Origin of the sequence: Pseudomonas sp. R5-89-07 (assembly GCF_003851685.1) — a bacterium.
Taxonomy (GTDB): domain Bacteria; phylum Pseudomonadota; class Gammaproteobacteria; order Pseudomonadales; family Pseudomonadaceae; genus Aquipseudomonas.
Map to the genome: position 1 here is coordinate 3,153,823 of NZ_CP027727.1, position 13,747 is coordinate 3,167,569.

Here is a 13,747-nt window from a genome sequence, read left to right on the forward strand (position 1 = left end):
CAGCCCAAAGTCAGCCGCAATAGCGGCGAGGACGAAGTCATGCCCCTGGAAAATGGAAAACAAGTATTCGAATTGAATGGCGGCCAGCCCGCACCACTTCCATTACTCGCCTTCATGGTCGGCGACTGCGATTGGGTTGCAGCTGTCGATGAGGCCGGCGCACGCCGGGTGCTCGAAGAAATGAACGGCGAAGAGCCTGGCGCCTATGACGACTGGGATGTTGAGCTGGTCAGCGATGAATGGCTCGACAAGCCGTGGTGCGATGAAGATGACCGCACGAAGATCGTCGGCACGTTGCGCGAATGGCTGACCGCCGCCACAGAGCCGGCATACCTCGCTGGAACGGAGTAAGCCATGACCGCAATCAAAGAACGGCCCATCCTGTTCTCGGCGCCGATGGTGCGCGCCATCCTGGAAGGCCGGAAGACGGTCACGCGGCGGTTGGTCAAAGGCTTCCAGATCCCGGCCGAAGACTCTTCCGTTGCTCCCGGCGAGCGTCACCGTTGGATGTCAATTGCCCAGCGCCACCCGCGATACGGTTTCGGCGTGTTCGGAGCGACCGAAGCGGAGTGCGCCAAAGAGCTGGAAGAGTTCGCACCCTGCCCCTACGGCCGTCGTGGCGAGCGGTTGTGGGTGCGAGAAGCTTGGCAAGCTGACGCTCAGGTGGATTCTATCGCTCCGCGAGAGCTGAGCAATGGCGAACCTATCCGGTACCCGGCAGATTGGGACTTCCGGCAGACCGGCTGCGCGATGATCAAGCCAGGGAAAATTCGAACTTCAATTCATATGCCGCGCTGGGTCAGTCGCATACTGCTAGAGATCACTGAGGTACGCGTCGAGCGGTTGCAGGATATCAGCGAGGATCAGGCCAAGGCCGAAGGCGTCCGGCTATACACGGATCATGCCGAACTCGGTGAATGGTGGCACGTCGATGGGATCGATACCTACAGCGCCGACCCGCGCAAATCGTTCGAGCTTCTCTGGTCATCAGTCGGCGGTGACTGGGCTGCAAACCCGTGGGTCTGGGTGGTCGAGTTCAAGCGGGTGACGCCATGATCGCCACCCTCTGGTTCGCCTACGTCTTCATCTACAAGGGGACGTGGCGCTAATTGATCGCCCCGATCAGAACTACGCCGTCCACACAATCTCGGCAATCCCGGGCGGCAGCTCAACAGAGCAGGCAACTTTGTCCGGCCAGAAAAACCTATATTCCTGCTGCCAGGTATCATCATGAGATTTCAGAAAATGATTCCGTTGGTGATCATGCGTGTATTCACAGTTTCCAAATCGAGATTTGCGCCCCAAGCGCTTATCTAGGTGTTTCCGCAGCTTTTCAATATTGTGAATTCGCACACACGCGGTCTTCCCAAAACGATTAGCAATCTCCACATCGAAGACATTACAGAAAGATTGGATCAGCCCGTCTTCCGTATAAAAGTTCGCGTTTCTTACTTCAGGCATTGGCATTCCATTGAAATAGTTTCCCGTGAACGTGAAGTCTCTAACATTTGGAGTTTCCCCGAATGACACAAATGGATGAAGTGATCGCAAATCTATTTCCGCCTCGTGGATAAGGTTTTCATCTGGCGTGTAAATACCATCGCGATCCATGCGTTTGTACTTACTTGCAAGCGCCAGCGGGATGGAACCTCCATGGACCCATGACTCAGTCCACGAGGCATGTGTCAGGTACAAAAATTTATGCATTCTCACTCACCCCTAGATAGAAAACCTCAAGCTACTCCAGCAAATATCAAATAGCCATATAACAAATTCTCCCCAACTAAACAGCCTGCCGGTGAGCGGCGGGCGGAGCTATGCCATGAATGCACAAGTCCTCGATCCCTGCAGCGCCAGCCGCATGATGTGGTTCGACAAGGGCGACCAGCGGGCGCTGTTCGGCGACATCCGCGATGAAGAGCATGTGCTGTGTGATGGCCGGGTGTTGAAGGTTGAGCCGGACGTCATCATGGATTTTCGGAACCTGCCATTCCCTGACGCCAGCTTCAACATGGTGGTGTTTGATCCACCGCACCTGGTGCGGGCTGGGCGGGAAAGCTGGCTGCGGCTGAAGTACGGAATCCTCACCGACGACTGGCGCGACGATCTGCGCAAAGGCTTCGCGGAGTGCTTCCGGGTGCTCCGTCCTGGCCAGTTCCTGATCTTTAAGTGGAACGAAACCCAGGTCCGGGTCAGCGAAATTCTTGCCCTCACAGAAGAGCAACCGCTGTTTGGCCACAAGTCCGGAAAGCGCGAGAAAACGCACTGGATCACCTTCATGAAGAAACCCTAACCCACCTTCTGCCGCCCAGCGCGGCAAGGACACCCCATGTTCGCTATGAAACTCACCGTGATACTGCTGGGCGCTTTGCTGTACCTGGTCGCCAGCGGCTGCTGGTTCTTCTGGGCCGGGCCCGAACTTCTGGCCACCGGCACCACCGAGGCACTGATCCACGCCTTCGCCGGCACCTGCGCCTGGCTGCTCATCACCTTCGGCCTGGCCGTTCACATCATCAAGACAGCGCGGCCCACAGCCGGCGGGAGGTAGTTATGGATGGAATTCAATTCCTGTCGCATGAGGATGTTTGCGAATTGACCGGCGCCAAGACAAAAGCTGGCCAAATCATGGTCCTGTCCCGCAATGGCATCCGCCACACTATAAAGCGCAACGGCTGGCCCTGCGTGATCTCTGCTTCACTGCTGGCCGGGAAAAAAGATCGGCAGCCCGAAAAGGCTGAATGGCAACCAAGGATGGGAATTCAGTAGATGGCAAGACGACCAACTAACCCTGGCAGCATCCCTCGGCTGAGAAAGCGCCTGCGGCCAGGGGGAAGGGTTTATTACTACTACGACGCTGGCGGTAAACCTAGGAAGGAAATCGCACTTGGTTCCGACTACGGAGCCGCAATCGTTGAATATGCTCGACTTGAAAAGAGCCGGGCAGCCAATGCAATCGTCGCACAGGTACTCACCTTCGAGTACGTCGCAAACAAGTATATGGACGAGGTGGTGCCTACGAAGTCGCTGAACACACAAAAAGACAACATCCGCGAGCTAAAACAACTGTTGATTTTCTTCAATGATCCGCCCGGCCCGCTTGAGGCGATCGAGCCGAAGCACGTCGTTCAATACCTGCGTTATCGGTCGAAGACTGCGAAGGTGCGTGCCAATAGAGAAAAGGCCCTGCTCAGCGCTATCTGGAATTTCGCGCGTCAGAGCGGCTATACGTCGCTAGCCAATCCGTGCGCCGGCATCAAAGGAAACAAGGAGACGGGCCGGGACACCTACGTCGAAGACGAAATGTTGGCAGCGGTGTATCTACACGCTGATCAGCCACTCAAGGACGCGTTAGACCTGTTCTATCTCACAGCTCAGCGCATAGGTGACACGCTGAAGATGGACGAACGTGACCTGCTTGATAACCAGTTGCTGATCAAGCAAGGGAAGACCAGCGCTAAACGCCGTATTGAGGTTGTAGGAGAGCTGAAGGTGGTTATTGACCGCATTTTCGAAAGGAAAAAGGGGCACAAAATTCGCTCAACCAGGCTCGTCGTCATGGACAACGGCCAGGCGATGACAACGAGCATGCTCAGAGGGAGATTTGACGCGGCCAGGATGAAGGCCGGGATTGAAAAGTCTGCTTTTCAGATGCGCGACCTTCGCGCAAAAGCAGCAACAGACAAGGAGGAATCGACTGGCAGTATTCGCGATGCGAGAGATCAATTGGGGCACACCACTGTCGGCATGACAGAGCAGTATATCCGGCGCCGAAAAGGCCTAAAGGTGCTTCCAACGAAGTGAAAATCCTTTCCGCAATAAAATATGAGCCCTTGAAAACAAAGGGCTACAAGCGACGCATCCACGTACAATTGCGGACCATAAATATAGCTAACCTACTGTTTTTTAAGTCTTTGTACGTGGACTTAAAATCCCCCGCTCGTAAGGGCGTCCCGGTTCGATTCCGGGTTCGGGCACCATCTCTAGTTCCACTGACGGCCAGTAAAGTCCGTGAAACCCTTTAGAACCCGCCGTTTGGCGGGTTTTTTCGTTTATGGCGTTCCGTCGGTTTCTGCCGAATTCCAAGCTTTTTAGGGAAATCCTAGAAAAGACTTCCTGATTTGGCAAAATCTGCGGACACCAATCGCCGAGCTTTTCAATGAAGCAAATGACCTTCGCCGATGCCGAGTACGCCGGTAAGCGCAAGTAGACCCGATTCGGATAAGCTGCGTGTTTCTGTTCACCAAAACAGCATCCTCAATGCTAACGTGACCACAACTATATTGAAAACTGACTCCATCCACTGGTCGCCCTTCTTTAACGCAAACTTTGCGCCGGCATTTGCACCCAATAGCGTGCCAACAATTAGGCAACATCCGTACTGCCAGTTAATGATGCCGCTGACGCCGAAAATTATTAGTGTACCCACAGAGAGCACTAGCCCGCCGACTTTGCGGGTACCCACCGATTCGCTGATGGTTTTTCTAAAAAAGATAATGAATAAATACGTCGAAAGCTTAGCTTGTCCACCGAATAACCCGCCGATCATGCCTACTGGGATAAAGAGGATATAACCAAATAGACGTCTGATCGCTGAGGGAGGTGTTTCGCTGCCACGAGGTTTTTTTATAAGGGACAACGCGACGAGCAGCAATGTCAGCCCGCCAATTACTTTGTGCAACAGCGCAGGATCTATTTGGAGAAGAAGGCTCGCTCCTCCCAGAGCCCCAACCAACCCCAGTACCGCAGCCGGAAAGGCCAGTGCATAATCGACCTTTCCCTGATTATGGAAGTGCCGCAGTCCTGCAACCATAGTGCCTACCGAGGCCAAGCGCGCTGTGGCGATGGACGACTGAGGCGGAATCCCCAGCCAGATCATTACCGGAACGGTTAAAAACACGCTCCCACCGGTGTTGGTCCCGACGAAACCCGTTAATATTCCGAGGAAAACCAGACCGACGCCTGTCAACCACTCATGACTCGTCATGTTGAAGTGCTCGCATAAGATTCAAGTCGCGGTTTATTCGCTAAAGTAAGCAGGGTCTATCCAGTGATAGCAATTTTTGTTTCGGGAATTGGCGGTCACATGAAGCTTTGCAGTATGTACGAAGCTGTACTCGCCGATGATCGGACGCCGTCGGTCAAAGGCGTCGTTTAGCTCTTTCGAAACGACATTACTGAGCTTAAGAATTTTCGAGGCTTTACCGCTGCAAGATATTGAGTTGTAGTGCAAATTAGCAATCAGAAGGCATGTTTCGGTGATGCCGCATCGTTCACCTATGCCATTGACCGTGCAGGAAATAAAAGTAGCACCTGCCTCGATGGCGGCCAAGGTATTAGCCATCGCCAAACCTCTGTCGTCATGAAAGTGAACTTCGAGGTCAATGCCAGGTAATGATTGTTTAATTAGTTTAATAGTTGTCTGAACCTTGAAAGGCTCGCAAACCCCTAGTGAATCCGCATAGCAAATTCGGTCCGCCCCGGCAGCTTTAGCAATTTTAAATGTCTCAACTAAATCATCAAGCAGCGTTCTGGATGCGTCTTCAACGGTATAGCGAACTTTCAGACCCAGTGATTTTGCATACAGCACACTCTGCTTGATTAGATCTTGTATCTGTGCTTTTGTTTTTCTAATACGATATTTCTGCGTCGTTTCATTGATGCCGGCAAATATGCCTATCCAGTTTGCCCCTGTCGCAGCAACAGCACCAATATCATCTCGATGAGCGCGGGAATGCACAAGAACATTTTTGACGATTTTTGACCGCACAAGGGCCGTGACTCTGTCAAATTCTTGTTTCGACGCGTATGGGTGGCCTGCTTCGATAAAGTCGATACCCGCGCTTGCAAGCGCGTAGGCTATTGTCAAAGTAGATCGGGTTGTGAGTTTAACCCCAGGAGCTTGATTTCCTTCGCGTAGCGTAGAATCGACGAGCGTTATAAAAGTCATAAAATACAATCCATTGCCTTAGAGGGTTATACGGCTTTTGAGTGCTCAATTAGCTTATAGCGTGAGGTATAAGAAAGTAGTTTTTCTTCATTTACCTCTACACCCAACCCTGGCTTATCGATAGAAAGTTTAACTTTCCCATCGCGAAACGAATAACAACTCTCATCAATTATATCGTCTGCAAATCTTTCAGTAGGGCATCCATACCCCGTGGTTGCTACATCTTTTAGGGTGGACACAAAATGATGAAGGGCTGCAGTGCCAATACCAAATGGGTGCATGCTCCCGGTACTGACTTGCAAATCTGCGATTTCGGCCGCAGCACATAAGCGACGAGAGGCTAATATGCCACCCGACTTGAATGGCTTCAGGCAGATTACGTGCGCGGCGTTGAGATGAATTATCTCCTTTAAATCTCTGGCGTTGAAAACACTTTCATCGGCAATGATAGGAGTGCTGACATTTCGCTTAACCTCGGCCAAGCCGGCGATATCATGGCCTGGTGTAGGTTGCTCGACAGCAAAAACGCCGTGCTGTTCTATACGTTTTATAAACTGAATTGCGGTGGAAACGTCATAGGCACAGTTGGGATCCACTTCCAATTCAAAATTATCACCTAACGCCTGCCTGACGGATTTAAAACAGGCGTAATCATCTTTCAACACTCCGGACCCTTTGAGTGTCAATCGCTCATAGCCGAGCCCCTGTAACTCAAGCGCACGCTCAGTGACAACTTTGGCGCAAGCAAACGGTAAGCTACGACTTACCTTGTAGCTAAGTTCATACGCTCCTCCTAATAAATTACAAACTGGAACATTATATATTTTTCCTGCAAGATCGAGAAGCGCATGATCTATCGCGCACTTGGCAAACAGATGGCCCTTAATTAACAGGTCCAGATCACTCATTATCACTTCAAACAAACATGGGTTTTTGCCAATTATTGCAGGACACAAATAGGCTTCCAATACTGCCAACATCGTTTCAGGAGTATCGCCTTGGGCAGGATACGCTCTCGATATAATACCCGACTCCCCCCATCCAATTAGCCCTGTGTCTGTGGTAAGCTTTAATACTACATGCCGGCCTTTTACGGTTATATTGGTTGCGGTTTGATAAGGATTTTTATATGGCACTTCTGTCAAGAACACTTCAGCTTTAGCAATGAGCATAGAGTAACTTCCTGTTGGCGATCATTGATGCTGGAACTTAAGTGAAATGTACAGGGTTGATCGTAGCAATATCAAGCATCGTGACTCCGGCATCGCCGGCAACCATCATGAATAAAGTTTCATGTTTTCGCATATTGATTTTTTTCAAATCACTGATTGGTTTTTTTCTTCGTTGAATTCAAAGCAATTTTATTTATGACACTTTTTCACACGAGGCGGTTTGCTATTCATCCTTCCCGCTCTTTATAATCACTACCGTCTCAGCACTCGCTAAATTATAGATATTTAATCTAAAAACCTGAGATAGGTTAGCGCTGATTAAAGACTGGCCCCCACTGCATCCTAATTTGACTGGGTCAATATTCGCCAACAGCAAAATTTTGGGCGGAGTTCGATGGTCGCTATCGAGGCAACCGCGGAAGGTTTAACCGCCAATCCCTCTCATAGTGGATGGGGGTACAATGAATGCCACCCAGCGCCACCTTGGTTTTTTGTCAGAAATTGCCAGTCGCATCGCTCGTATATTGGCTGCGATTGGGGAAAAAATGGGGGCATAATACAATTTTTACTTAAAACTACCGGCCTATAGCTAAGTGAAAATGTTCTTGGGGGGATGGCTCGTGCGAGATTTATGTAGACCGATAGATTGATTGATAGTGCTTACCCAGCATGCGCCGAACCTTACGCACCGCACGTCGTTAAAATAGGATATTTTTAGGGATAACATTCTTAATATTATTGAAAATAAAATATAGATTTCAATGCGTTATCATTCCGTTCGATTCCGGGTTCGGCACCACAGATATCAAGGGCTTGCCAGGGAAACCTGGGCAGGCCCTTATCTTTTGTGCTCCGCAATGATGGGGCCTGCTCCGCAACTGCATCAACAGAAGCCGCACTTGGTGCGGCTTCTGTTGTTGGCCAATCAGCGGCGCGGCGTCTGCAAAGCGTGGTAGCCATAATCGGCGCGGGCTTGGCGTAAAGGGACGCCCGCATCGATAGCCGCACGGATATGCTCTTCGGCCTGATGAATTTCTTCGGCCACCGCCAGCACTTCGCTCAGTGAACCGGCTGGAATTACCACCAGACCATCACCATCGCCGCGCAACCAATCATCAGGTTGTACCCGCACGCCACCCAGCGTCACGGGCGCCTGGATCGCTTCGACACGCACCCTATCCTTGCCGGTGCGCATCCAGTTACCTCGGGAGAAGATCGGATAGTTGAGCTCCAACGCACGATCAACGTCGCGGCAGATGCCATCAATCACGGTACCGGCCAAGCATTTGCGGGCGGCGGTAGAAGTCAGCAAATCACCCCAAACGGTGGTGTCCTGCCGCGACTGGTTGTCGATCACCACCACCTGGCCGGCTTCAAGGTCATCGATGTAATCACCGACCGAGCCGCCGTCCCGGCCAATAGGGCCGTAGCGCAGGGTCCAGGCTTTACCCGTGAGCTGGAACGTGCGGTCCAGTGGCATGATGTCGGTGCACTGGCAAACGATGTTCAGGCGGTCCATCGCATCGCTGAGGTCGGTACAACTCAGGGCGTTAAGGCGGGTAAGAATAGAGGTTTGCATGATGTGGCCTTCCTTGTGTCCTATAGGTTAACCCGCGATTGCGGCGGCACTGAATGCGTGGATCTTGTCGATGATCTGGCGTGACGCCGTCCTGATTGCCGTGGTGGTATTGCCGGCAATGTGCGGCGTCAGTTGCGCGTTGGGTATAGGGGCCAACGGCGAGTCGAAGCGGTCTTTTTCCAGGGCAAAGGTATCGATGGCGACCGCCTTGATATGCCTGGGAAACCGGCTCATGAAGGCTGCCAGCTGGTGCTCGTCGACGATCCCGCCGCGAGCAGTATTGATGAGGATTGAACCTTGGCGCATCTGCCGGAACTCGTCCGTGCCGAACAAGCCTCGGGTCGACGTGGTGAGCGGTACGTGGATCGAAACGATGTCAGCCTCGGCCAGTAGCTGCTCAAGGCTTGCCCGTCGTTCAAGCTCAAGACTGCGCGCCACTGCTTCGGTAAAACGTTCGGACCCGGTGGCGATCACCTTGATGCCCAACGCCGAAGCCTTGCGCGCTACCTGACGGGCAATACTGCCGGTGCCCACCAGCCCAAGCGTCAGTTCGGCGTATTCGGGGGTGGGTGCCAGCGTGCCTTTTGCCCAATGCCCCCTGTGCGTTTCGGCGTTGTAGTAGTCCAGGTCGCGGGATAGAAACAACGCCTGGGCCACGACGTATTCGGCAACGGCAGCCGCGTTGGAGCCCGGCGTGTTGAGTACCGCCACGCCACGCTGCTCGCACTCGAGCCGATCAATATGATTGACTCCCGTGCCGGCCTGGGCGATGGCACGCAGTGGCGTGGTCAACGCGGGAGAGGTGGCGGCGCGGATCAGGCTGGCGCCAAGGGGGATGTTCAGGCGCGTCTTGAACACGCTGTACCCCCCGGCCCGAGTCACGGCGGCGATAAAGGCAGGCTCGTCATGGCAGTTGATTTCGGCATATCGAATGCGCGTGGTGTAGTGCTGCCGGATGCGGTCCTTGTCCGCGAAATAATGCAGGTTGAGGGTGACGTCCAGGCCCAGTTCAAGAAAGCGATCGACTTCCTCAAACAGCAACGGCGGGCCGGGGGCATCCAGTATCAGGATGGGAAATGCCATACAGTTGGTCCTCTTGGAGGGTAGCGCTTGCCGATACCCAGGTTTCCCTGGGTATCGCGGTTAATCACCAGGTGAAATGGTGGGCGCTTGTGGGATCGACCAGACCCACATCGGTGCTCACGGCCGCAAGGAACCCGCTGTAGAAATCATTCAGCGACGAAGACTGGATGAACTCGGGATTGCTTTTGGCGTAGATCAGAAACAACCGATAGATTCTCAGGTTCTTTTCCTTGCGGTAGACCTCTGCCTTGAGGCTGGGCCACAGGTTGAGCAAGCTGCCTTCCTTGATTCTCCATGGGTCCGCCGGTTCGGTGCCGGTACTGGCTTTGTACACAAAGCGTTTACCTTCAATCACTTCCAGGTGCAGGCTGGCCAGCAGTTGCTCGGCCGTACCGACAGTTTCGGTCTGCAAGGCTTCAGCCAGCGACAGGATGTGAGCCTTTTCCGGGATGCTACCGGTCAAGGTCAGCCAGGCGCATTTGAGATCTGTCCGCGCAATGGCGTAGGCCATGCCTTTGACGTAGGTGTGAAAGCTCTCGTCCTCGTTGAAGGCCTTCGACAGGTGCGCTGCCGGCTCTTGCGCGAACTGCCCGACGCCGATCAGTTCGCTGTGCAACCCACCGGCCAGCAAGGCGCGGGTCCAGGGAATCGCCCGAATCGCATCGGGTCGCGATTCGAAAACCTTGATGTTGAAGATACGAGAAGGCGGTCGGGTCCCCTTGGCGGTGGCCCTGACTACATCGAATCGCGCCAGATCCCGCAGTAGCGACGGCAGCGCCGGGTGCTCGAAGAACGTCGCCTGGTAGCGTCGCACCACCTGCGCCCAGCGTTGAATCCTGCCAGCAATGACATCTTCGCCAGGCTGCGGCTGGGGCTCGGCGTGCATACGGTACAACTGGCTGAGGAAGCTGACGGACTGGTTGCGGGTCAACAGATGAGCACGCATCTCTGCGCAACCGGCCAGCATGAACCGGGTTTCCGGGCCCTCCAATGCGCCGAACTCCTGCAAGGTTTCGGCGATCACGCCGTTACACCGTGCGTGTTCTGCGCCCATGATGACGTGGACGACCACCTCGATACCGTAGCGGGCCGCGATCAGCTTATGCTGGTTGGCAATCGCCATGTTTAGTTTGTGCATGGCCTTGCCGCCTTGCTTGCCAGTGTCGCTGGGGCCAAATGTGATGTACTGACGGTTGCCCCGCGTTGCCAGATGCGCCCGGTACAACGGGTTTTCGTACAGCTCATGCACCGTGGCAAGCGTGCGCTCGGCACCTGCCAAGTCTTCGGGTTGCAGGGCGATGTCGATACCGTCTCGTACCTGGGCCGCCCTCATCAAAAACAGCACCTCCAGCGCACTGAGAGCCGAGGTGTACTCGGCGATCCCGTGGATTTTCATCCGATCGCGATAATGGTCGATCATTTCAAACCGCTCGAGCGCGTTGCGCGCATCGTGCATGCGGATATAGCTCGGGTCCTGCTCCATCAGCGCGATGTAATCCTGGCCGGCGTATTGCTTGGCTTTCTTGGTGTAAATCGAGGTAGTGCGTTGCAGATACCCTTGCCACAGCACAGCGGGGGTCTGGGCTTCCCCGTCCTCCAGCGCGACCTCAAGCGCGGCCTGCCGCGCACGCTCATCCAGTTGGTGATAGTGCTGGCCCTGGCCCAACCCGATGGTTTCCAGCCATTGGCTGGAAAGAATCTCATCGACCACGCTGCTGAACATCTCGGCGTTTTCACGAAACTCGATTTCCAGGTAGTGAAAGCCAAACGCATGCACCCGCAGCAGCAGACGGTCGATGGCGGCCGGTTGGGTAAAACGGATACTGCCCAGGGCGTCAATCAGTTCGGCGGGATGCTCGAAGTGCCCGGGCTGATCCTTGCCCAGGCGTGCACGAATCTCTTCCAGGCGATGCCGTGCGCCGCCGTCTTTGATCAGGCTGTCGATATCTGCGATGTAGCGATTGCGCAGCGCAGTTTCCAGCGCCACGACCAGGGTTTCAGTGTGCTGATTGGTGTCATAGGGGCGACCATCCTTGTCGCCGTATAACCAGGTGAACAACGTCAGCCATTTGTCCTGTGGCGCCAGGCCCAAGGCATGATGCGCGTCGGGCAACGCGTCATACATACTGTCGGCGTAAAAAATCTGCGACTCGATATCGGTGCCATTACTGCCCGACCATACGGCGTCGTATAGCTCAAGCAGGATCTGCGCAGTGACTTGAGGCTTTTTGAGGCCGCGGTCTTCGACGTGCTGTGCCAATTTCTGCAAGACCAGCACGACGGAATGCTTGAGCTGATCGGTCTCTTTGCACAGCAGCCCCAGGCTGATATTTACCCCCGACGGCGCAGCAATCAACTGAGGGTCAAGCGTAATCAACTGACGGGGCAGGCTGGCCTGCGAGGCAATCTGGGTCGCTACACTCCTGACCGACAATTCGAACAGCAGCTGTTTGATCAGCAACAATTTCCAGAACGCCTCGACGTCTTTACTGGAGCGGGATTCGAAGAACGCCTTGCCCAAGGCAGCCGCCAATTTCGAATCAGCCTTGTCCAGATACGACAGCGTATCGATTTCAGCCAAGATCCTCAGACAGGCGCGAGTGTGCGGGGTTTGGGAGGCATCGTCATCCGTGTTTGCCTTTAGCGCCTGCTCCAATGCTCGCCATAGAACGTCATGCAGTAACGCGGGGTTGGTATGGCCGATTGAGGGGCGAGTCGATGCATTTTCCAGTATGGAGTTGATCACATGATTCATGGGTTCAAGCCTCGATAATTGTGCAAATCCCTTGTTTGCAATGCGTCGAACAGACACACGCAAAATCATCAATGTCCCAGGCTTAACCCACTGCGTCGCAACGAACGGTATTCACCTGTTCGCCGACAGAAAGCCCCCTTGTCGGTACCGAATAACGGCAAAAAATTGAAACAATTTGTTACATCCATTAGCAATAAAGCATGTCCGCTATTTCTCGACAAAAGACCGTTTTGGAATATTCAGCTGAAAAGAAATGATAGGAAGCTAATAAAAATCACAACGCTGAGTTGCTATTCCTCACCTTTGTTTTCTCTAACGTGCTGATTATTCAAAGTTAAATTTGATGGATCAAAGTCCGATTGCGCCAGGGAGAATATCGAGTGGGAATCGCCTGCGAACGCAACCTAAATAATTCTTCATAAGCACAATTTCAGGAGGAGCAAAGCAGGCTCATTGCTACCCAATTTATTGCCCAGTATGACGATCAGAACCCTGGCCCGTTCGAACCGACATGGCGTTCGCAACTAAAACCGTTGATACACGCACAAAAAAGGCGCTCCGCAGAGCGCCTTCTTACCGCCGATTACCTCACTGCAAACTCACCTGACGCAGCTCAGGCTTGGCCTCGCCACCAATCGTGATGCGTTTGGGTTTGGCCTCTTCAGGCACCTCACGCAGCAGGTCGATGCTCAGCAACCCGTTGGTCAGCGATGCGCCGCGTACTTCGATGTGGTCCGCCAGGCGGAACGACAGCCGGAAAGCACGCTGGGCAATGCCCTGGTGCAGGTAAGCGACCTTCTCGTCGGTTTCGCGTTTTCCGCCGGAAACCGTCAGAACGCCCCTTTCGACCTGGATATCCAGATCCTCCTCGGTCAGGCCAGCCACGGCGATGACAATGCGGTACGCGTCGTCACCGTGCTTTTCCACGTTGTGAGGTGGATAGGAGTTCGGAGCCTCGCTGCGCAGCGCCGACTCGAACAGGTCATTGAAGCGGTCAAAGCCCACCGATTGACGGAACAGTGGGGCCAACGAAAGGGTAGTAGCCATTTTAAAATCTCCTGAGTTTCTCCAAGTGATTTAGTCCGCGACCCGCTTTCGGCATCGCGTGATCAAAAATTTATGGACGCGCGGAAAGATTTCAAGAGACCCGCAAAAAAATTTATCGTCGTGAAAACGCCGGTACGAGAACCGAAACACCCCGTGTGTGCTCT

The 13,747-nt window shown here is 53.7% G+C and carries 14 protein-coding genes; 6 read left to right on the forward strand and 8 right to left on the reverse strand.

From position 1 onward, the window contains the following. Nucleotides 1-39 precede the first annotated feature (39 nt). A complete protein-coding gene (locus C4J94_RS14455) occupies nt 40-351 on the forward strand; it encodes a hypothetical protein (protein ID WP_124386791.1) in 312 nt (103 codons plus the stop codon). Between the two features lie 3 nt (nt 352-354). Further along, nucleotides 355-1,056, forward strand: coding sequence for a hypothetical protein (locus tag C4J94_RS14460; RefSeq protein ID WP_124386792.1), 702 nt, complete (start codon nt 355-357; stop codon nt 1,054-1,056). A gap of 72 nt (nt 1,057-1,128) precedes the next feature. On the opposite strand, the gene C4J94_RS14465 is transcribed toward C4J94_RS14460, so the two are convergent. Continuing rightward, nucleotides 1,129-1,707 (reverse strand): hypothetical protein, encoded by a 579-nt coding sequence (locus tag C4J94_RS14465; RefSeq protein ID WP_124386793.1) that lies wholly within the window; start codon nt 1,705-1,707, stop codon nt 1,129-1,131. 115 nt (nt 1,708-1,822) lie between these two features. On the opposite strand from C4J94_RS14465, the gene C4J94_RS14470 reads away from it, so the two are divergent. The 4 genes from C4J94_RS14470 to C4J94_RS14485 are packed head-to-tail and all read left to right on the forward strand — an operon-like array spanning nt 1,823 to nt 3,801. Then, the gene (locus C4J94_RS14470) at nt 1,823-2,293 is read left to right on the forward strand and encodes a class I SAM-dependent methyltransferase (RefSeq protein ID WP_124386794.1); all 471 of its coding nucleotides are present in this window, start codon (nt 1,823-1,825) and stop codon (nt 2,291-2,293) included. Between the two features lie 36 nt (nt 2,294-2,329). After that, entirely contained in the window at nt 2,330-2,548 is a 219-nt protein-coding gene (locus C4J94_RS14475) for a hypothetical protein (protein WP_124386795.1), read from the forward strand. 2 nt (nt 2,549-2,550) lie between these two features. Continuing rightward, on the forward strand, nt 2,551-2,766 hold the full coding sequence (locus C4J94_RS14480; RefSeq protein ID WP_124386796.1) for a DUF4224 domain-containing protein: 216 nt from the start codon (nt 2,551-2,553) through the stop codon (nt 2,764-2,766). Beyond that, nucleotides 2,767-3,801: a tyrosine-type recombinase/integrase gene (locus C4J94_RS14485; protein ID WP_124386797.1), complete on the forward strand. Its 1,035-nt coding sequence runs from the start codon at nt 2,767-2,769 to the stop codon at nt 3,799-3,801. Between the two features lie 436 nt (nt 3,802-4,237). On the opposite strand, the gene C4J94_RS14490 is transcribed toward C4J94_RS14485, so the two are convergent. The 7 genes from C4J94_RS14490 to C4J94_RS14520 form a co-directional block, all read right to left on the reverse strand. Then, the gene (locus tag C4J94_RS14490) at nt 4,238-4,984 is read right to left on the reverse strand and encodes a sulfite exporter TauE/SafE family protein (protein WP_124386798.1); all 747 of its coding nucleotides are present in this window, start codon (nt 4,982-4,984) and stop codon (nt 4,238-4,240) included. 33 nt (nt 4,985-5,017) lie between these two features. Then, nucleotides 5,018-5,947, reverse strand: a complete 930-nt coding sequence (locus tag C4J94_RS14495) for a LeuA family protein (protein WP_124386799.1) — start codon at nt 5,945-5,947, stop codon at nt 5,018-5,020. A gap of 26 nt (nt 5,948-5,973) precedes the next feature. Beyond that, a complete protein-coding gene (locus C4J94_RS14500) occupies nt 5,974-7,119 on the reverse strand; it encodes a mandelate racemase/muconate lactonizing enzyme family protein (protein WP_124386800.1) in 1,146 nt (381 codons plus the stop codon). A 925-nt stretch (nt 7,120-8,044) separates the two neighbouring features. Continuing rightward, the gene (locus C4J94_RS14505) at nt 8,045-8,698 is read right to left on the reverse strand and encodes an RraA family protein (protein ID WP_124386801.1); all 654 of its coding nucleotides are present in this window, start codon (nt 8,696-8,698) and stop codon (nt 8,045-8,047) included. A gap of 27 nt (nt 8,699-8,725) precedes the next feature. Next, entirely contained in the window at nt 8,726-9,781 is a 1,056-nt protein-coding gene (locus C4J94_RS14510) for a D-isomer specific 2-hydroxyacid dehydrogenase family protein (protein WP_124386802.1), read from the reverse strand. 64 nt (nt 9,782-9,845) lie between these two features. After that, nucleotides 9,846-12,362 (reverse strand): phosphoenolpyruvate carboxylase, encoded by a 2,517-nt coding sequence (locus C4J94_RS14515; protein ID WP_256657525.1) that lies wholly within the window; start codon nt 12,360-12,362, stop codon nt 9,846-9,848. 762 nt (nt 12,363-13,124) lie between these two features. Continuing rightward, a complete protein-coding gene (locus tag C4J94_RS14520; RefSeq protein WP_124386804.1) occupies nt 13,125-13,583 on the reverse strand; it encodes an Hsp20 family protein in 459 nt (152 codons plus the stop codon). Between the last annotated feature and the right edge of the window lie 164 nt (nt 13,584-13,747).